Consider the following 17,404-nt stretch of genomic DNA (forward strand, 5'->3'; position numbering starts at 1 on the left):
CCCCCCAATGCCAATTTTGCTGCGCTGGCAGGGCTGCCTGCAGCGCGCTGACAGTGGTCCGCTGGGGCGCCAGCTAACCCTGATAGCCGGCCTGGTGCTCTGCGCCCTGATGGCTGGCCTGCCCCTGGTAACCCGCAGCGGCCTCAGCCTGCTGGTGCTGGCCAGTGGCCTCCTATGGCTACTGCTGGCCCTGACCACTACCCCTGGACCGCTGGTGGAGATCGACCGCTGGATTCTGGGGATCCTGGCCATCGCCCTGCTGGCCACAGGTTTCTCACCGGTGCCCCTGGCCGCCGCCAAGGGGCTGGTCAAACTTGTGAGCTACCTGGGCGTCTACGCCCTGATGCGCCAACTGCTGACCCTGGCTCCGGTCTGGTGGGACCGGATCGTGGCGGCGCTGCTGGCGGGAAACCTGGTCACCTGCGTGATCGGCATACGCCAGCTCTACGGCGATAGCAGCGAACTAGCCCGCTGGGCTGACCCCAACTCCGTAGCTGATGGCACGGTGCGCATCTACAGCACCCTCGAAAACCCCAACCTGCTGGCGGGGTACCTGCTGCCGGTGCTTCCCCTAGCTCTCGTGGCCCTGCTGCGCTGGCCGGGGCGAGCCCGCAAGCTCTTTGCCCTCACGGCCCTGGTGCTGGGGGTAGCCGCCCTTGTGCTCACCTACAGCCGCGGTGCCTGGATGGGTTTAGTGGCCGAGGCGGCAGTGATCTCGCTGCTACTAGCCGTGCGCGCCACCCGGGCCTGGCCCCTGCTCTGGCGGCGCCTATTTCCCCTGCTGCTGCTAATTGGCGGCGCTGCCCTCTTAGTAGTTCTGGTTACCCAGGTGGAGCCGCTGCGAGTGCGGGTGATGAGCCTGGTGGCCGGCCGGCAAGACAGCTCCAACAACTTCCGCATCAACGTCTGGCTTGCAGCACTGGATATGGTCCAGGCCCGCCCGTGGCTTGGCATCGGCCCCGGCAACGACGCTTTTAACCAGATCTATCCACTGTTTCAGCAACCCAAGTTCAACGCGCTCAGCGCCTACTCCATCCCCCTGGAGCTGGCGGTGGAAGCCGGCATTCCTGGCTTGCTGGCCGGGATTGGACTGCTGCTGGCCAGCCTGCGCAGCGCCACCAGCCTCTGGCGCAGTGATAGCTGCTTCAGCCTGCCGGCCCTGGCGGCGATCGCCGTAATTGTGGGACTCACGGTGCAGGGACTCACCGACACGATCTTTTTCCGGCCGGAGGTGCAACTGAGCGGCTGGTTTTGCATCGCCACCCTGGCGGCCGGAGCTAGCCGCGCCGAAGGCCGTGGCTGAGCCAGGCCTGATTGCCGGCTTCGACGCCGGCCAAACCCACACCAGCTGTCGCCTCAGCGATGCCTGCAGTGGTGAAATGCTGGGTGAAGGCCAGGGGCCTGGGGTGTGCCATCTGGCCGCAGCCGACGGCCCCGCCCGCTTCCGCCAAGCCCTTCAAATCAGCCTGGCGCAGGCCCGCCTGCACCTGCCGCACAGTGGCACGCCCCTGCTAGCCGCCGGCATTGGCGCTAGTGGCATCGAAGTGGGCAGCTCCGTCCAGGAGCAGGGCCGCCAGCTGGCGGCCGCGGCCCTGCAACTACCCCTTGAGCGCGTAGTAGTAACTGGAGATGAGCGCACTGCCCTGCGCGGAGCCATGGGCAACCAGCAGGGCGGCGCAGGCATCCTGGTGATCAGCGGCACGGGCACCATCGCCGTTGGGCGCAATCCAGCCGGCCAGGAACACCGCTGCTCCGGCTGGGGCTGGCTGCTCGATGGGGCTGGCTCGGCCACGGACATCGGCCGCGATGGCCTAGCCCTCAGCTTGGCGATGGCGGATGGACGCCAGCCCGATTCGCCCCTGCGAGCCCGGATCTGGGCTGGACTGAATGTGAGCGCAGACGACCCCCAGGCCGCTCAGGCCATCAAAGCTTTGGTTGTTGAGCCTGGCTTCGGGGCCGCGGGCTTTGCCCGCCTGGCACCGCTGGTGGCGGTCGCCGCCAGCGAGGGTGATGCCGGCGCCGCCGCCGTTGTGGAGCGCTCCGCCCAGGCCCTGGCCCTAATGGCAGCCACCATCTGCACACGGCTGCAGCTAAGTGCCCCGCCGGTATGGCCCATGGGCGGAGCGCTGGAGCACCTTGCCTTGCTGCGCCGCCGGCTGGAGGCCTGCCTTGAGGAGTGCTGCCCAGGCGCCCAACTACAGATACCCGCCGCAGATGCCTGCAGCGGAGCCCTGAGCCTGGCTCGGGAGTGTCTGGAAGCTAGGCCGCGTTGAGGTGCTGCTCCGCTACGGCGGCCAGCTGGCTTGACCAGTGGTCCACCAGCTGCTGATCGGAGGCCTCCACCATCACCCGCAGCAGCGGTTCGGTGCCACTGGCGCGCACCAGCACCCGGCCCTGTCCCTCCATCGCAATCTCCGCCTGCTCCACGGCGAGCCGCAGCGGAGCGCAGCTCTGCCACTGCTGGCGCCGTTGCCGGTCTGGCACCGTCACATTCACCAGGGTCTGGGGGTAGGGCTTGAAACTGCTATCCATCCAGTCGGCCAGTGATTGGCCACTGCGGTGCAACAACGTGGCCACCTGCAAAGCGGTAAGCAGCCCATCGCCACTCATGCCATGGCGGGCCGACAAAATATGGCCCGACTGCTCACCACCGAGGCCAGCGCCCAGCTGCTCCATCGCCTGGTGGACGTATTGATCACCAACGGCGGTGCGCTCGAGCACCCCTCCCTTGGCCTGCCAGGCACGCTCAAAGCCGAGGTTGGACATCACCGTGGCGACGATGCGATTGGCCGGTAACTGGCCCGCATCAAGCAGAGACGATCCCCACAGATAAAGGATCTGATCGCCGTCGACCACCCGGCCCCGGCCATCCACCGCCAGCATCCGATCTGCATCGCCATCGAAGCCAAAACCCATGCTGGCTCCGCTCTCCAGCACCGCGCGCCTGAGCGGCTCGAGGTGGGTGCTGCCGCAATCCACGTTGATGCGAGTTCCATCCGGCTTGCCGTGCAACACCGTGAGTTCTGCGCCTAAGGCCCGAAACACCGCCTCGCCACAGGCAGAAGCCGAGCCCCAACAGAGGTCCAGCACAATCTTGCAACCTTCCAGGCGCCGACCCATGACGCTCGCCACCAAGGCCCGCTGGTAGTCGGCTAGTAAATCGGGGCGGTCCTGCACCACTCCTGTGCCCAAGAAGCCGCCGGAAGCACCTACTGCCTGGCCAGCCCCAACCCCCTGCAGCCCAGCCTCGATCGCCTGCTGCTGGCCGCGGCTCAGCTTGGCGCCGGAGGCGCCAAACACCTTGATGCCGTTGTCTTCAGGGGGGTTGTGGCTGGCGGACACCATCAGACCTCCAGCCGCGCCAAGACGGCGAATGGCGCCAGGAATCGCTGGCGTAGGGCAAAGGCCCAGGGTCCATACCTCCCTACCTGCAGCCGTGAGCCCGGCGGTAAGCGCCGCCACCAGCATCGGGCCACTGCTGCGGGAATCCATGCCGATGAGCACCGGCGCTCCCTGGGGTAACACCTGGCCGCACCAGAAGCCAACCTGCAAAGCCAAAGCCGGGCTCACCTGGGTTCCCACCCGGCCGCGGATGCCATCGGTTCCGAAACCGGCCACACCCCGCAGGGGCAGGCCAACGGGATGGGGAGCCAGATCGGCCATGGGCAGCAGCAGATGCCTCAGTGGTGCTCAGGTTACGTGGGCTGCTGCAAAGCGCTCGCCATGGCTGGCCTGGGCCAGGTAGGGGCCGGATCCCTTTCAGCGCCAGCGGCGGGGCCACCAGATCCAGAGCACCAGTTCGCCAATCGTCCAGAGCAGCAGCGCACCAACAACCCAGCCGGGCAGCCAGCTCAATGGCCAAAAGGGGCGCAGCAGCAGCACCAGACCCGATACCGCCAACACCCGCAGGGCCCGCAACCGCTGCTCAGCCCCAGGCAAGGTGGAGAGATAGGGGGGTAGGGAGGGCAGGCGCACCAGCTAAGTGGGATTCACACCTCACCAGAATGCCGAAGCTGCGCCGCTATTGCCCTTGGCTCGCCTCCCCCTGCTGCTGGCCCTCACCTGCTTGGGCAGCGGCGCTGCCTTAGGGGGCGGCAGGGCACTGCTGACCCTGATTCCCGCGCCAGACCCCAACACACCCACCCCAACCCTGGAGCGCCTGCGGCGGTTCTCGCCCGATCCGGAGCGGCGGCGAGAGGCCAGCTTGCTGCTGCAGCCGCGCCAGGCAAAAGGCGACCTAGCCGGCGAGCGCCGGTTGCTGCGCGGCCAGGGCTGGGGTGGCGATGAGCTAGCAGCCCTGGTGCTTAAACGCGATGCCCTGGCCGCCGCAGCCCTGGGTGATCAGGCAGCCGCCCAGCAACGCTGGCAGCAGCTGGTGCGGCGCTTCCCCGACACGCCCGCCGCGGCCGATGGGCTTTATGCCCTGGGCCGGCAGCAGCCCCAGCTGCGGCAGAAACTACGCAGCCGCTTCGCCGCCCATCCCGCGGCCCTAGCGGCCGCCGTGGAGGCGGGTCCGAGCGGCGCAGATCGCCTCCAGGCAGCCCTGCATCTGGCCCGGCACGGTGTGCGTTGGCCCGGTGCGGGGCCACGCTTGCGCCAGGCCTGCCAGAGCACGGCCGCCGCAGCTACCCCTAACCAGCGGGACCAATTGGCAAGGGGCCTGGCCCAGCTAGGCGACTCGGCCGCCGCCCTGAGCTGCCTCAAGGGCAGTCCGCCGAGCCCAGAAACCCAGCTAGCCATCGGCCGAGCCCTGCTCGCTGGCGGCAGCGAGCAGCAGGCCCAGGCCGAAAGTCTGCTGCTGCAACTGGCCAAAGCCGCGCCGGGCTCCAGCCAGGCCAGCGAGGCCGCGGCCCTACTGAGCGAACAGCCCGGGCCCAGGGCTCTCCAGGCCCTGAACGGGCTGCCCTCTGCCCTGCAAGACACGGCCCCGGTGCGGGCGCGGCGGGCGATGGAGAGTGGCGACATCAGCGCGACGCTGGCGGTGCTGCAGCGCTGGCCCAACGATCCAGCCAGCTGGGAACTGCAGTGGCAGCAAGCCCGTCAGGCCCTGCTCAAGCGCCAATGGGCAACGGCCACAACGCTGCTGAGTGCACCGATCGGTCGCGAATTGCCGGTGGGGCTGGTGGGACGCCAGCGCTTCTGGCTGGGTTTCAGCCAGAAGCAGCAAGGCGCCATCACCAAAGCAGAACGCACCTGGAGTGATCTGCACAAACAGCATCCCGGCGGCTACTACGGCTGGCGGGCTGCGGTGCGCCTAGGCCGCGGCGATCTCAACCTCGATCCCCGCAGCAGCCCGGCCCTTGGGCAACCCCAATGGCACCCCCTGGGCAGCGGCGACTGGCAGATCGACCGGCTCTGGCGCCTGAGCCAACCCCTGGAAGCCTGGGAGCACTGGCGCACGGGGCGGAGCTCCCCCCCCGCCAGTCCCCAGGAGCTGATTGCGGAAGGCCGCCTACGCCGGGCCGTGGGAGACCACTGGATGGGACTAGGCCAACTCGAGCAAGCCAGCCTGCGCCTACCGCTGAATGCAAACTGCGCCCTGGCCCAACAGCTTGAGCGCGACCTGCAAACCGCCAGCTTCGTGGCGGAGCTCGAGGAGGCTGGCGCAACCGCCGGGGTGCCGGCAACCTTGCTGGCAGCCGTAGCCAAACAGGAATCGCGCTTCAGCCCGGGGGTGAGCTCCGGCGCCGGTGCCGTCGGCTTGCTGCAACTGATGCCAGCCACCGCCGCCGAACTGGCCGGCACGCCCCTGACAGCCGATGCCCTCACCGACCCAGCCCGCAATGCCCAGCTAGGCGCGCTCTACCTAAAGCAACTGCTGGGCCAGTGGCAGGGCAACCCCGTGCTGATGGCTGCCAGCTACAACGCCGGTCCCGGTGCCACCGCCGGCTGGGTGACTCCCCAACTGCAACAGGAACCGGAGCTATGGATAGAAGCCATCCCCTACCCGGAAACCAGGCTTTACGTCAAAAAAGTGCTTGGCAACCTTTGGAATTTCCAGCAGAGACCCCTGACTAGCTGCTAACCACCGCTGGCCAGCCAGCGGCCCACCCATGCCCCTGACAACACCAGCACCCCCAGCACCCCTGCCAGCAGCACCGGCGGGGGTGCCACCCGAATCCGGGCTAGATCGAGGCGTGCCAACAACACAGTGGTGCCCAGGATCAGCACATTGGTAAGCACTTTGAGGTGGAGCAGATAGAGGCCACCCACCGTGACGATCAACAGGCTGATCACCAGGCTCATCACCCGACTGGCGGCCATCAAATTGGAAATCCGCTGCAGCAGCAGGTCGGGCATGGTGCACACCACCACCACCAGCAAGGCGTGGAGACAGTCAAGTGACCAGAACAAGCTGGATAACTGCCCCATCCCCGACGCTGCCGCACCCTCGAGCGGCTGGCTCCACTGCAGCCCCTCGTAAACGGATATCACCACCAGCACCAGCAGCATCGGCGCCCGCAAGGGCAGCAACAGCAGACGCAACATCGCCATCACGGGGGAGCCAGCACCAGGGAAATCGCATCCAGAGGGCAACTCGGAATGCACTGTTCGCACACCAAGCAGCGTTGCGCATCGAATTGCAGCTGCCAAGCTGGCTGGCTCAAGCTGAGGGCACCGCTGGGGCAAACGCTCGAGCAGATGCCGCAGTCGACACAGAGACTGCGGTCGACAGCTATCTGACCAGGCGCCCGGTTGAGGCCAAGCCCCTGACTTTCTAGCCAGGCCTCCGCCGCCGTCAGTTCGTCGATGTCACCGGAGAGCTCCACCACCATGGTGCCGCTCTGGTTGGGGGAAATCTGAGCCCGCAGGATCTTGGCGGCGATATCGAAATCCACCGCCAGCCGATAGGTGATCGGCTGATGCACCGCTTCGCGGGGAAAGTGCAGGGTGAGGCGCCGTTTCACGAGGATCTGGCTCGCGGGAATAACACGCTTACCTCCGCAAAACGCTAGCAAGCACTGGCAAAGTGCAGTCATGACCAACTCCACCCCGAATTCCGGCCTGGGGCCAAGCGAAAGGCTGCTGCTAGTCGTGCTGGCGGCCCTACTGGCAGCGGGCCTGCTGTGGTTCCGGGGCGGACTGAATCCGGAGGCTCCCCTGGAGCGCTTGGCGCGCCAATCCCTGGATCTACCCGTGGCCTTGCGCAATGGCAAGCCAACGCTGGTGGAGTTTTATGCCGACTGGTGCGACGCCTGCCGCACCATGGCTCCGGCGATGGAAACGATCGAAGCCCAACACCGCGGCCAGCTCGATGTGGTGCTGCTCAACGTTGACAATCCGCGCTGGCAGCCGGAGCTGGAGCGCTACGACGTCAACGGCATTCCCCAACTAGAGCTGTTCAATGCTGCCGGTGAAGCGGTGGGCCGCTCGATTGGCGCTCGCAGCCTCAACGAATTGCGCGCCCTCAGCAGCGCCCTGATCGCCGGCGAACCCCTGCCACCCCTGGCCGGAGTGGGTGCCGTCAGCAACCTGAGCCAAGCCGCTGGCGAAGTTGCGGCAGCGGAGCCAGGTACTGCCACGATGGCCGGACCCCGCAGCCACGGTTGACGCCTGCCATGGATTCCCGTTTCCGCGTTGCCCTGATCGCCGCCACGCCCAACCCACAGCAGTGCGTTTATGCGGGAATGCATCAGGACTACAGCGAGGGCTTTGTGGCGGCAGATCCCAGCAGCTGGCCAGAGGAGAGCAAGGCAGGGGAGGTCTGCATCAAACGACTTCTCGCCGGCGAGCGCGGTCACTACGGCCCCTTAGAACACGCCCAGATCGTGCTCAACGTTGGCTGGTTTCCCCACTCGGTGATGCAGCAGGCGCGTACCCACCGGGTGGGGGTGAGCTTTGACGTGCAATCGATGCGCTACACCGGCGATCGCATCTGCAAGGCCGCCAATGGTGAACTGGAACTGGAGGAGGTGTTCTATCTACGGCCCGTAGGTAGCTATAGCGACCGGCAGGGCAAAAAATACGCCTATACCGAAGAGCAGCGCTGCATAGATCTAGAGCTCTGCAGCGCTGCAGCGGCTCGCTACCGCGACCTTTTGGCGGCTGGCTTCGCCGAGGAGCACGCCCGCGGCATCCTGCCCTTCGACTACCGCCAGCACTTCGTGGTGAGCTTCACCTTGCGGGCATTTCTGCACTTCCTTGACCTGCGGGCCAAGCTCGACGCCCAGCTCGAAATTCGCGAACTTTGTGAATTGATGTGGCCCCACCTGCAGGCTTGGACACCCCAATTTGCTGAATGGTATGAAAAGAGCCGCTTGCATAGAGCCAGGCTCGCCCCATAGGGCGAACCATTTGGCGCACCTCTCGGTGCGACGCCCAGGCTCGCCCCATAGGGCCTTTTGCGGGAAATTAGATTCTTGCCAAAGTGACGCGTTCGGGCTGGTGCTGATATTTACCAGCCCGATCTTGATAGGTGGTCTCGCAGGGATCGCCCTCAAAAAAGAGCAACTGACAAATTCCCTCATTTGCATAAATGCGGCAGTCGGCCCCCGAAGAATTACTGAACTCCAGGGTGAGGTGACCCTCCCAGCCGGCTTCCGCTGGGGTCGTATTAACAATGATGCCTAGCCGGGCGTATGTGCTCTTACCCAGGCAGATCACCGTGATATTTGATGGCACCTTCATCTTCTCCAGTGCTACTCCCAAACCATAGGAATGGGCTGGCAAGATGAAATAGGACCCATCCTCGTCATCGCGCAGGGGAGCCGGTTCGAGGTTTGCCGGGTTGAACCGCTTGGGGTTCATCACGGTGCCGGGCACATGCCGAAAGATCAAAAATTCCTTAGCCGACAACCGCAAGTCGTAGCCATAGGAAGAGCAGCCGTAGCTGAGCACCGGCGAGCCCGCCGCCTCGGGATCGAGGTGGCGCACCAGGCTCGACTGAAACGGCTGCAACATGCCTGCCGCAGCCTGCTCGTTGATCCAGCGGTCGTTCTTCAGCATCAGAGACCTCGGCGCAACTGGGTGACCTGATCAGCCATGGCCATCAACTCAGGAGTCATGGCTGGCCCTGTCAAAATGACATCTAAATGGGCCGGTCGGCGCTCCAAGGTTGCCAGCACTTCAGCCTGATCGATGTAGCCCAACTCCACAGCCAAGCCCAGCTCGTCGAGCACCATCAGATCCACCGCACCACTGAGCAGCTGCTCGCGGCTGAAGGCCCACACCTGGCGCACCGCCTCCAACAACTCGAGCTCCTGATGGGCAGCTGGCTCTGACAGACAGGCAGGCACGCCGGGCCGCAGCCATTGCAGTCGCCCACACAGCCAGACGCTGCTGCCGAGACCCTGATCTACGCCGCCCTTAAGAAACTGAGTAACCAGCACCCGGCTGCCCAAGCCGGCACTACGCAGGGCCTGGCTGAGCACGGCACCGAAACTGCCGCGGAAAGGCGCCGTATGGATTTGCAGCAAGCCCTCCGACTGGGCCACGAGCCGCAATGCCGGCGCAGCAGCAGGCGCGGAGGTGGCAGCCGCCACAGCCAAAGGGCGATGGCCAGAGCGCTGAGATTGGTGCTGGACCGCCGGAAAACCAGCTCCAGAGGAGGAGGTGAGGCCTGAGACGGGCAAGCTCGCGGTCATGAACAACCTGAATAAGAACCTGGAAAATCGAAAAACAGACCTGGAGCGGCGCGAGCAGCCCATGGTCCCGCGGAGCTGAATGTAGCGGGATCGGGCCGCTCCACAAGCAAACGACACCATCCCTAGCGGAAACATACGTACTGGTGCCCCGGGGGCACCGGCGGTGTCATCTCAAACCGTGTGTATTGCTACAAGCCACCCCCCGGGTGATCCTTAGGGTCCCGGCACTTGCCCAGACCTTGATGGTTGGCGCTACCCACGGATTTAGCCGTACCGCCAACACCCCATCGACGGGTGCCCCTGGCGTGGTGGCAGGCATGGGCAGCGCCGGCCAGGGCAACCCCACCCTGCTGGAAGTGATCCGGGGCCTGGCCGGCAGCAGTGTCGAGACGATCGAACGGGGCAAGACGATCTTTTTTCCCGGCGATCCAGCCGAGCGGGTCTATCTGCTGCGGCGCGGAGCGGTCCGGCTGTCGCGGGTATATGAATCCGGCGAGGAGATCACCGTGGCCCTGTTGCGTGAAAACAGCCTGTTTGGTGTGCTGTCGCTGCTTACCGGCCAGCGCTCCGACCGCTTTTATCACGCTGTGGCCTTCACCAGGGTCGAGATGGTGACCGCACCAGCCACCTCGGTGCGCCGGGCGATCGAGCAGGACGCCAGCGTGGGCTTGCTGCTGCTGCAAGGCCTGTCTTCGCGGATCCTGCAGACCGAAACGATGATCGAAACCCTCACCCACCGCGACATGAGCTCGCGGCTGGTGAGCTTTCTGCTGGTGCTGTGCCGCGATTTCGGCGTTCCCAGCTCGGAAGGGATCACGATTGATCTGCGCCTCTCCCACCAGGCGATTGCCGAAGCGATTGGCTCCACCCGGGTCACAATCACTCGCCTGCTGGGCGACCTGCGCAACGACGGGCTGGTTCAGATCGACCGCAAAAAGATCACTGTGTTTGATCCAATCGCCCTAGCCAAGCGCTTCAGCTGAACGCCAGGGATACTGGGGCCCTTCGCGGACGTATGTGACGGGCTGGCTGCTGATCCTCGCTCTGCTCGCCCTGGGGGGAGTGCTCTCCACCCTGGGCGACCGACTCGGCAGCCTGGTGGGCAAGGCGCGCTTGAGCTTGTTGGGGATGCGGCCCCGCCGCACCGCCGTGTTGATCACGGTGCTCACCGGCAGCCTGATCAGTGCCATCTCCCTAGGCCTGATGCTGTTGGTGAGCGAGCGGCTGCGCACGGGCCTGTTTGAACTCGATCGACTGGAGCAACGGCTGCAAACCAGCCGCAGCCAACTGAGCCGCAGCAACAGCCAACTAGCCAGCAGCCGCCTGGAGGTGGCTCGGGCTGAACAGGGCAAACGGGAGGCCCAGACGCGCTTTGAGCAGGCCCAAGCCCGGGCCAGCAAATTGCGCCAGGAGCTGGCGCCACTTTTAGCCCAGCGCAACCAGCTTGAGCTGGAGCGCAGCCGTCTCAGCGAGGAGGTGAAGGGGCGGGATGCGGAAATCCGCCGCACCGAAGCGGAACTGGCCCAGGTGCGCCGCCGGATCAGCGCCGGTGCCAAAGAACTTAAGGACCTGGAGGGCAACCTGATTGCCCTGCGCCGCGGCGACGTGGTGCTAAGCAGCGGACAGACCCTGGCCAGCGCCAAGGTGACCCTTGAGCGCCCCGAGCAGGCCACGGAGGTGATCACCGCCTTGCTGCAGCAGGCCAATCTCAACGCCTTCAGGCGGGTGCTACCCGGCCAGCCAGCCGATCGCCAGATCCTGCTGGTACCCAAGAACGACATCAGCAAGCTGGAGGGCCTGCTCGCCAAGCCTGGCAGCTGGGTGGTGAGCATTCTCTCGGCCGCCAACGTGCTGAGGGGCGAGCGCCAGGTGCTTGCCTTCCCAGACCTACGCCCCAACCGCCCAGTAGTTAAGGCAGGTGAAGTGCTGGCCAGCACCACGATCGAGGGCGACCTCACAGCCCTGGAGCCGGTTTCGCGGCGACTCAACCTGCTGCTGGCCGCTGCCTATGCCCGAGCCCAGCGCCAGGGCACGTTGGTGGAAGGGCTGCAGTTCGATGCGGCCAGCTTCAAACAGCTGGCCCGGGAGCTGAGCGAGCGCCAGCCTGGCCAGGTTGCCCAACTAGAAGCCCTCGCCATCAACAGCGCCAGCACCGCCGACCCAATTGCGGTGGAATTGCGCTGGTTGGCGGCCCCCTCTCCCGCCCAATCGGGGCCGGGCCCTCGCCGCCCATGACGGGCGCTGTGGCGGGCCTGGTGGCAGGCCTCGATCCCGGGCGCAGCAAATGCGGACTAGTGCTGGCGGATCCTGCCGCTCGCCAGATCCGGCAGGCCGCCATCCTGCCCCCGCAAGCCTGCCTCGCCCTGCTCAAAAGCTGGCAGCAAGTGGGGCTTGGCCAGGTTGTGCTCGGCAATGGCACCGGTAGCCAAGACTGGCGCAGCCGGCTTGGCCAGCAGCCGCTGGCGCTAGCGGTGGTGGATGAGAGCGGCAGCACCCTGGCGGCCCGCGAGCGCTACTGGCAGCTGTGGCCTCCTAGGGGCTGCATGCGACTGCTGCCGGCGGGGTTGCGCTTGCCCCCCCGAGATATCGACGATGTGGTGGCCCAGCTGCTGATTGAGCGCTATTGCGGGATGACCCTGCAGCGCAGCAACCAGGAGGTGCTGAGGCAATGGCCGCTGCCGGTCGCCGGAGGCTAAATCGGTTTAAAAACGGGCCCGAACCGTGAAGACGTAGTCACCGCCAGGCTCGAGCTGGTAGTCGACCTTGAGCAGATAACGCAGCAGGGCGTCCTGGATCAGAGCCCTGCCCAAAGAAGGCTCGACGCTGAGTTCACCGCGGTCAAAGGCCCAGCGGAAACTCCATTGGTAACCGCCCGCACTCACCTCCCCCTCCAGCAGCCGCTGGCTGAAGCTCTGATGCAGCACCCGCAACTGGGCAGTGGTGGAGGGAAGACGTGCCATCGGCTCAGGCTGCCTTGCCCTGGGGCTGAAAACCGTTGAGTCGGTTACCAGCCCGCTCCAGGCCGAGGCGCTGGATCAGGCCAATACCTGCCTCCACCTCGCGCAGCACCTCCTCGAGCAGGGGCTGCTCGGCAGGCGTGAAGCGTCCGAGCACGTGACCAACGGTGCGGGCGCGGCGCTCGCCGGGATCTTGGGCGGGGGCGCCAATACCAATACGCAGCCGCGGAAAGTCCTGGGTACCTAGATGGCTGATGGTGCTGCGCAAGCCGTTATGCCCGCCGGCACTGCCCGTAGCCCGCAGCCTCAACTTGCCGAGGGGCAGGTCCATGTCGTCAACCACCACCAGCAACTGGGCGGGCTCGAAACCAAACCAGTCAAGGGCTGCGCGGATCGAGCGCCCACTTTCGTTCATATAGGTCTGGGGCATCAACAGCCTCAGCCGGGCAGGCCCCGAACCCACCTCAGCCACCAAGCCCTGAAGCTTTGGCTGCTGCCGAAAAGAGACGCCACCAGCGCAATCGGCTAGACGCTCTAGGGCCATAAAGCCCACGTTGTGGCGAGTACCTGCGTACTTGGCTCCCGGGTTACCCAGGCCCACCACCAACTGCAACGACAACTCAGGCCGCGGGACCATCGAGAGGCTGCTCAATCAGCTCTGGAGCATCAGCCCCGGAGGCATCAGCTGAAACGAGCTCGGTTGCGGAAACTGCAACCGGCAACTCAGCCGCAACCGGTTCGGCGGTGGTGATCGCCGTGCGCAGCTCCTTTTCGAACTCAGAGGAGGCCGATTGAAAACCCTTCAGAGTGCGCCCCAGGGTTTTACCCAGCTCCGGCAGCCGCTTTGGTCCGAACACCAGCAGCCCGATAGCGGCAATTACCGCCAGCTCAGGCAGGCCAATGCCAAACACGTTCATCAGCCGAGGCCGTTCCAGTTGACCGTGATGCCCTCGAGCAGCAGGGACTTGTTGTACAGCTGCAGGATGATCAGCAGAAACACCAGGAAGAGCACCATAAAAATGCCCATCACGGGCGTGGTGCCCCAGCCGGGAACGACCTTGCCGTACTCAGAATTGAGTGGCCGCAGGATGTCTCCGAGGCGGGTGCGTTGGGCCATGTCTGCTGCAGCCTCTCGGGCATGGATTCGCTTTAAGTACTGTAAGGGCCTCGCGTACCGCGCCGCGGCGGTCCGTCGAGAGTTGTGACGCAACCCGTCATCTGAATCCCCCTTCCGCCTCCATGGACCCCACCGCCACCACCAGCTCCCCGGCCCTTTCCGTGGCCCTCGCCGTGCTGGCGGTGCTGCTTTCGCTCACCGGTTTTGGGGTGTATCAAGCCTTCGGGCCGCCCTCCAAGGGCCTCACCGACCCCTTTGACGACCACGACGACTAAGCGCTAGGAGCTAGGCCAATGGGGGCGCACACGCCAAAATCCCAGGCTCCACGGCGCCAGCAGCCAGGGATCTCCGGTGAGCTTGCCTTTGGCAGCCAAGGGCTGATCTAGGCCATCGAGTCGCTCCAGCAGCTGCCAGCTCTCTCCCAGCTCCAGGTAGCGGCGGCAAGGGGAACAGTTCTGCACGGTGAGCACCACGTCCCCCGAGTCCCCTAGCGGCCGGCAGCCCAGCAGCAACAGCCCCTCGCCCAGGGGAGGCAGGGCCTGATGTCGTTTAGGCCGGCCCTGGGCCGCCGCCGGCCGCAGCCATAGCGGTTCCCTGAAGGCCACCGCTTGCTTGGGCACCTGGGCCCGGCACCAGCCTGCTGGGCAGGGCGCCAGGGCCAGCCGCAAGCGCTGCCGGCCGTTATCGGCGCCAGGATCGGGCCAAGTAGGCGCCCGCAGCAGCGACACACCCAACTGCTCCGCACTAGCAGACACCCCCTGGGGGCCATCGAGCAGCACCGCCAAACCGCCGCCATTAGCCACAGAAGCGATCCAGCTGATCGCTGGCAGCTCCCAGCGGGCCTGCTCGCGGGCAGTGACCGGCTGGGCTGGCCGTTCCAGCACGCCACCGGAGGTATCTGCCGCCCAGCGCTGGGCAGGCTGGGCCAGGGGGATCTCCAGGCGCAGCAGCTCATGGCGCTGGCGCCAGTCAACGCTAAGCACAAGCTCGAGCCAGGGGGTATTGGCTAGTAAGCGCCCCTCCAGCCGCACCGCACTGGCCCCGCACTGGCCCCGCCACACAAAACTGGTACACAGCTCGCCCTGCTCCAGCCAGCTCGGCTCGCCCTGCCACTGCCAGGCCAGCGGATATTCCCGGTAGCCCGTGGCGATGTCCCAGGCATCCCAAAACTCACCGCGATCGGCAAAACGCCGCCAGGCCAGCGGGCCTGCTAACTGGGGCTGATCCTGGCTATCCCACAGCTGCTCGAGGCCCCGCGGCCCCAGCTCAAAACTCACCAAACCGTTGCCGCAGCGCCAGCCCTCTCGCCACACCGGCGCCTCAACCTGAGCCGCCTGAGAGGCCGCCCCTGCGGCCGTGCGCTCCAGGGGCAGGGCCGCCACGCCCGCCAAGGGCGGCAGCTGCAGCCACTGGCCGCCAGCCCGGGCCGGTTGGGCCGGCAGCTTCACGCCGCCCCAACACCAGCTGCCCAACGGCACCCGCAGACTGCGGGCCCGGGGCGGCAGGGGCTGGAGCTGGGCGACCCACCAACTTGGCCCGGAACCGTCACCAGCTCCTAGCCAGGCCTGCAGAGCCCGATCCCGTTGCAGGCAGGCGCTGCGGCGCGCTGCCCGCCACTGGGGCTCGGCCTGCTCGAACACCTCCGGAATCGAGGTGCCGGGCAAAATGTCGTGAAACTGCTGAAAAAGCAGCGTTCGCCAGTCGACCGTTTCAGGCTCGCCGGCTAGGGCCTGGGCCAGCTCCGCCTCCCGCAGCAGCCGCTCGAGCGTGCGGTTGTGACGCTTCTGATCGGGGCGCGAGGTGGCGCAGCCGCGGTGCAGCTCCAGGTAGAGCTCGTCGCGCCATACCGGCAGCCGGGGCGCCAGCGGCTCGAGGGCAGCCAAATAATCCCGCAAGCTGCCGTGGTGCTGGGGAGCAGCCTCAGCTTGCTGCTGCCAGAGCCGCAGTTGCTCGAGCATTTCGGCGCTGGGGCCACCACCGTGGTCGCCCACACCTGGCAGCCACAGGGCCGAATCAACCCCGGTCGCGCCTTGCCAAGCCAAGCGATAGCGCTCCATCGCCACGGGATCGCCATCGGTGCCGATCGGGGCGTTGATCAGGGCCAGCAGCTCGGAACCGCAGCGGCTGCGCCAGCGAAACAGCCGGTGGGGGAAGGGATTGGTGGCGTTCCAGGCCATTTTGTGGGTGCAAAACCAACGCACGCCGGTGCTGCGAGCCACGGCCGGCAGGCCGCTGGCGAAGCCAAAGCTGTCGGGCAACCAGGCCAGATAGTGCTCCAGCTCCGGGAAGCTGGCGGCGCTGAATTGCTGGCCCAGCTGAAACTGGCGCAGCAGTGAGGCGCTGCTGATCAGCACGCAGTCGCTCTCCACCCAGGGACCGTTGATCGGTTCAAAGCGACCGGCGGCCACCGCGCGCTGCAGGCGAGCGAACAGGGCCGGGCGGTGTTGCTGCAGCCAGGCGTAAAGAGCGGGTGTGGAGTGGCCGAAATGCAACTCCTCGAAGCGCTCGATCAGATCAAGGACAGAGGTGAAGGTGCGCTCTGCCACTTGCCAGGTGTCGGCCACCGGCCAGAGCCAGGCCAGATCGAGGTGGGCATGGCCCAACACATGAAAGCGACCTGTTGGCGGTTCGCCGCTGCGCAGCTGGGCAAGCTCAGCCTTGGTTTCAGCCAACAAACCCGCCGGGTCGGCTGGATCCAGGGGCTCGAGCTCCAGACGGCTCTCGATCAGGGCACCGTCGTCGTGCAAGGGGCTGCGCAGGCGTAACTCCAGCTCCAGGGCCTCCCCCTGCCACCAGCGCTCGGGCAACAACCAGCGGCAGGCGGTGTCAAACAGGTCGCCGCCATGCACCGGCGCACCATCCACCCGCAGCTCCACCTGGTCGGCCCACCAGCGCAGCACCAGCCGGGCCTGGGCAACGGGCTCCGGCTGCTGCAGCTGCAGCCAGGTCGCCGGGCAAACCAGCCGCAGCCGCAGCTCCCGCCACTGGCCACCCCGCGGCCAAATCACCAACCCCCGTGCTGCCCAATCCGGGCGACCTTGCTGGCCCCAAGGATCGTCAAGGGCTGGGCCAAAACGCCCTCCCGACTGCACGCAGCGCCAAAGGGGTTGGAGATCCCAGCGCGAATGGGTTGGCCGCAAACGTGACTGAATCGTTTCAATCCGTGGGGGCTGCCCTAGTCCTGAGGCCTCAGGCATCGTTGGATGGAAAGCCGAGTCCCATAGGATGATCCCGCAGCTGCGGGGTCGACTAGGCCCTTCAACGCGCCTGTCACTCCCTGTCACCCGCTCGCCGTTCCCCAAGGCCGAACCATGCTCGCCCTCAAGATCTCGGTTTATTCGGTCGTCTTCTTCTTTATTGGGATCTTTGTATTCGGCTTTTTGGCCAGTGACCCTAGCCGCACCCCGAGCCGTAAAGACCTGGAAGATTGATCAGCTGGCACTAGGCAAGCAAGGTCCTGATTCTGTTTGTGGGATGATCCCCAATGGGACCTGCTGGGCCTTATTTAATGGTGCCGATTTTAGACACGCTTCCTTCAACACTTCAGGCTCAAGAAGGTCTTAAGGGCTGATGGATTTGGCTGGCAATTCCCAACGAGTGCCTCTGGGGAAACGGCCTTTAAGGAGGCTAGCTCGCCAACTATTAACAGCAGCTTGCCTGTCTGCCCTTTTTGCTCCAAAGGTACTGGCAAATGATATTCCCAGCCAGCCTGGGGCTGTCACAACCGCTAGTTCAGTTAGCCCTGC

At 65.8% G+C, this 17,404-nt stretch carries 21 protein-coding genes; 10 read left to right on the top strand and 11 right to left on the bottom strand.

All coding sequences use genetic code 11. The features are described 5' to 3' along the window. Positions 1-7 precede the first annotated feature (7 nt). Together KBY75_RS13465 and KBY75_RS13470 are read left to right on the top strand one after the other, a co-directional pair. Positions 8-1,303, top strand: a complete 1,296-nt coding sequence (locus KBY75_RS13465; protein WP_255024292.1) for an IctB family putative bicarbonate transporter — start codon at positions 8-10, stop codon at positions 1,301-1,303. Then, a complete protein-coding gene (locus tag KBY75_RS13470) occupies positions 1,296-2,273 on the top strand; it encodes a BadF/BadG/BcrA/BcrD ATPase family protein (protein WP_255024275.1) in 978 nt (325 codons plus the stop codon). Before KBY75_RS13465 ends, KBY75_RS13470 begins: the two co-directional genes overlap by 8 nt. Here the strand turns inward: KBY75_RS13470 and glmM are convergent. Continuing rightward, positions 2,260-3,663, bottom strand: coding sequence for a phosphoglucosamine mutase (gene glmM, locus KBY75_RS13475; RefSeq protein WP_255024276.1), 1,404 nt, complete (start codon positions 3,661-3,663; stop codon positions 2,260-2,262). The two genes, KBY75_RS13470 and glmM, sit on opposite strands and share 14 nt — an antisense overlap. A gap of 96 nt (positions 3,664-3,759) precedes the next feature. Further along, positions 3,760-3,975, bottom strand: coding sequence for a hypothetical protein (locus tag KBY75_RS13480; RefSeq protein WP_106632295.1), 216 nt, complete (start codon positions 3,973-3,975; stop codon positions 3,760-3,762). A gap of 55 nt (positions 3,976-4,030) precedes the next feature. Between KBY75_RS13480 and KBY75_RS13485 the strand changes: the two genes are divergently transcribed. Beyond that, the gene (locus KBY75_RS13485; RefSeq protein ID WP_255024277.1) at positions 4,031-6,025 is read left to right on the top strand and encodes a lytic transglycosylase domain-containing protein; all 1,995 of its coding nucleotides are present in this window, start codon (positions 4,031-4,033) and stop codon (positions 6,023-6,025) included. Here the strand turns inward: KBY75_RS13485 and KBY75_RS13490 are convergent. Further along, the gene (locus KBY75_RS13490) at positions 6,022-6,495 is read right to left on the bottom strand and encodes a hypothetical protein (protein WP_106632293.1); all 474 of its coding nucleotides are present in this window, start codon (positions 6,493-6,495) and stop codon (positions 6,022-6,024) included. The genes KBY75_RS13485 and KBY75_RS13490 overlap by 4 nt on opposite strands. Further along, a complete protein-coding gene (locus KBY75_RS13495) occupies positions 6,495-6,908 on the bottom strand; it encodes an NIL domain-containing protein (RefSeq protein WP_255024278.1) in 414 nt (137 codons plus the stop codon). Before KBY75_RS13495 ends, KBY75_RS13490 begins: the two co-directional genes overlap by 1 nt. 70 nt (positions 6,909-6,978) lie before the next feature. Between KBY75_RS13495 and KBY75_RS13500 the strand changes: the two genes are divergently transcribed. Together KBY75_RS13500 and thyX are read left to right on the top strand one after the other, a co-directional pair. Further along, on the top strand, positions 6,979-7,551 hold the full coding sequence (locus KBY75_RS13500) for a thioredoxin domain-containing protein (protein WP_255024279.1): 573 nt from the start codon (positions 6,979-6,981) through the stop codon (positions 7,549-7,551). Positions 7,552-7,559: 8 nt separating this feature from the next. Continuing rightward, on the top strand, positions 7,560-8,285 hold the full coding sequence (thyX, locus tag KBY75_RS13505; protein WP_255024280.1) for an FAD-dependent thymidylate synthase: 726 nt from the start codon (positions 7,560-7,562) through the stop codon (positions 8,283-8,285). A 67-nt stretch (positions 8,286-8,352) separates the two neighbouring features. Here the strand turns inward: thyX and dcd are convergent, their stop codons facing one another. Beyond that, positions 8,353-8,946, bottom strand: coding sequence for a dCTP deaminase (dcd, locus tag KBY75_RS13510; protein ID WP_255024281.1), 594 nt, complete (start codon positions 8,944-8,946; stop codon positions 8,353-8,355). Next, the gene (locus tag KBY75_RS13515; protein ID WP_255024282.1) at positions 8,946-9,584 is read right to left on the bottom strand and encodes a cob(I)yrinic acid a,c-diamide adenosyltransferase; all 639 of its coding nucleotides are present in this window, start codon (positions 9,582-9,584) and stop codon (positions 8,946-8,948) included. Before KBY75_RS13515 ends, dcd begins: the two co-directional genes overlap by 1 nt. A 242-nt stretch (positions 9,585-9,826) precedes the next feature. Here KBY75_RS13515 and ntcA point away from each other — a divergent pair, with 242 nt between their 5' ends. The 3 genes from ntcA to KBY75_RS13530 are packed head-to-tail and all read left to right on the top strand — an operon-like array spanning position 9,827 to position 12,280. After that, positions 9,827-10,567: a global nitrogen regulator NtcA gene (gene ntcA / locus KBY75_RS13520; RefSeq protein ID WP_106632287.1), complete on the top strand. Its 741-nt coding sequence runs from the start codon at positions 9,827-9,829 to the stop codon at positions 10,565-10,567. A gap of 34 nt (positions 10,568-10,601) precedes the next feature. Then, the gene (locus tag KBY75_RS13525) at positions 10,602-11,819 is read left to right on the top strand and encodes a DUF3084 domain-containing protein (protein ID WP_255024283.1); all 1,218 of its coding nucleotides are present in this window, start codon (positions 10,602-10,604) and stop codon (positions 11,817-11,819) included. Further along, entirely contained in the window at positions 11,816-12,280 is a 465-nt protein-coding gene (locus KBY75_RS13530) for a resolvase (protein WP_255024284.1), read from the top strand. The genes KBY75_RS13525 and KBY75_RS13530 overlap by 4 nt, the downstream gene beginning before the upstream one ends. Before the next feature lie 6 nt (positions 12,281-12,286). On the opposite strand, the gene KBY75_RS13535 is transcribed toward KBY75_RS13530, so the two are convergent. Genes KBY75_RS13535 through psbH form a run of 4 tightly spaced genes read right to left on the bottom strand, consistent with a single transcriptional unit; the run spans position 12,287 to position 13,658 of the window. Then, the gene (locus KBY75_RS13535; RefSeq protein ID WP_255024285.1) at positions 12,287-12,544 is read right to left on the bottom strand and encodes a DUF3146 family protein; all 258 of its coding nucleotides are present in this window, start codon (positions 12,542-12,544) and stop codon (positions 12,287-12,289) included. A 4-nt stretch (positions 12,545-12,548) separates the two neighbouring features. Next, on the bottom strand, positions 12,549-13,178 hold the full coding sequence (gene pth, locus KBY75_RS13540) for an aminoacyl-tRNA hydrolase (RefSeq protein ID WP_255024286.1): 630 nt from the start codon (positions 13,176-13,178) through the stop codon (positions 12,549-12,551). After that, positions 13,162-13,458 carry a TatA/E family twin arginine-targeting protein translocase gene (locus tag KBY75_RS13545; RefSeq protein WP_254935130.1) on the bottom strand — a complete coding sequence of 99 codons (297 nt, stop codon included), beginning with the start codon at positions 13,456-13,458 and terminating at the stop codon, positions 13,162-13,164. The genes pth and KBY75_RS13545 overlap by 17 nt, the downstream gene beginning before the upstream one ends. After that, positions 13,458-13,658, bottom strand: a complete 201-nt coding sequence (psbH, locus tag KBY75_RS13550; protein WP_094559148.1) for a photosystem II reaction center phosphoprotein PsbH — start codon at positions 13,656-13,658, stop codon at positions 13,458-13,460. Before psbH ends, KBY75_RS13545 begins: the two co-directional genes overlap by 1 nt. A 122-nt stretch (positions 13,659-13,780) precedes the next feature. Here psbH and psbN point away from each other — a divergent pair, with 122 nt between their 5' ends. Next, positions 13,781-13,933 carry a photosystem II reaction center protein PsbN gene (gene psbN / locus KBY75_RS13555; RefSeq protein WP_106632281.1) on the top strand — a complete coding sequence of 51 codons (153 nt, stop codon included), beginning with the start codon at positions 13,781-13,783 and terminating at the stop codon, positions 13,931-13,933. A 3-nt stretch (positions 13,934-13,936) separates the two neighbouring features. Here psbN and KBY75_RS13560 read toward each other — a convergent pair whose 3' ends face one another. After that, a complete protein-coding gene (locus tag KBY75_RS13560; RefSeq protein WP_396098369.1) occupies positions 13,937-16,666 on the bottom strand; it encodes an alpha-mannosidase in 2,730 nt (909 codons plus the stop codon). A 303-nt stretch (positions 16,667-16,969) separates the two neighbouring features. Between KBY75_RS13560 and KBY75_RS13565 the strand changes: the two genes are divergently transcribed. Continuing rightward, entirely contained in the window at positions 16,970-17,089 is a 120-nt protein-coding gene (locus tag KBY75_RS13565) for a photosystem II reaction center protein I (RefSeq protein ID WP_006172424.1), read from the top strand. The last annotated feature ends 315 nt before the right edge of the window (positions 17,090-17,404 follow it).

It is taken from the genome of Cyanobium sp. T1G-Tous, assembly GCF_024345455.1.
In the GTDB taxonomy this organism is placed as follows: Bacteria; Cyanobacteriota; Cyanobacteriia; order PCC-6307; family Cyanobiaceae; genus Cyanobium_A.

Excerpts from the sequence above, each read along its gene's own strand:
- KBY75_RS13465 (WP_255024292.1), top strand. The coding sequence starts at position 8 with ATGCCAATTTTGCTGCGCTGGCAGGGCTGCCTGCAGCGCGCTGACAGT.
- glmM (WP_255024276.1), bottom strand. The coding sequence starts at position 3,663 with ATGGCCGATCTGGCTCCCCATCCCGTTGGCCTGCCCCTGCGGGGTGTG.
- KBY75_RS13490 (WP_106632293.1), bottom strand. The coding sequence starts at position 6,495 with ATGGCGATGTTGCGTCTGCTGTTGCTGCCCTTGCGGGCGCCGATGCTG.
- KBY75_RS13500 (WP_255024279.1), top strand. The coding sequence starts at position 6,979 with ATGACCAACTCCACCCCGAATTCCGGCCTGGGGCCAAGCGAAAGGCTG.
- thyX (WP_255024280.1), top strand. The coding sequence starts at position 7,560 with ATGGATTCCCGTTTCCGCGTTGCCCTGATCGCCGCCACGCCCAACCCA.
- dcd (WP_255024281.1), bottom strand. The coding sequence starts at position 8,946 with ATGCTGAAGAACGACCGCTGGATCAACGAGCAGGCTGCGGCAGGCATG.
- KBY75_RS13515 (WP_255024282.1), bottom strand. The coding sequence starts at position 9,584 with ATGACCGCGAGCTTGCCCGTCTCAGGCCTCACCTCCTCCTCTGGAGCT.
- ntcA (WP_106632287.1), top strand. The coding sequence starts at position 9,827 with ATGGTTGGCGCTACCCACGGATTTAGCCGTACCGCCAACACCCCATCG.
- KBY75_RS13530 (WP_255024284.1), top strand. The coding sequence starts at position 11,816 with ATGACGGGCGCTGTGGCGGGCCTGGTGGCAGGCCTCGATCCCGGGCGC.
- KBY75_RS13535 (WP_255024285.1), bottom strand. The coding sequence starts at position 12,544 with ATGGCACGTCTTCCCTCCACCACTGCCCAGTTGCGGGTGCTGCATCAG.
- pth (WP_255024286.1), bottom strand. The coding sequence starts at position 13,178 with ATGGTCCCGCGGCCTGAGTTGTCGTTGCAGTTGGTGGTGGGCCTGGGT.
- KBY75_RS13545 (WP_254935130.1), bottom strand. The coding sequence starts at position 13,458 with ATGAACGTGTTTGGCATTGGCCTGCCTGAGCTGGCGGTAATTGCCGCT.
- psbH (WP_094559148.1), bottom strand. The coding sequence starts at position 13,658 with ATGGCCCAACGCACCCGCCTCGGAGACATCCTGCGGCCACTCAATTCT.
- psbN (WP_106632281.1), top strand. The coding sequence starts at position 13,781 with ATGGACCCCACCGCCACCACCAGCTCCCCGGCCCTTTCCGTGGCCCTC.
- KBY75_RS13565 (WP_006172424.1), top strand. The coding sequence starts at position 16,970 with ATGCTCGCCCTCAAGATCTCGGTTTATTCGGTCGTCTTCTTCTTTATT.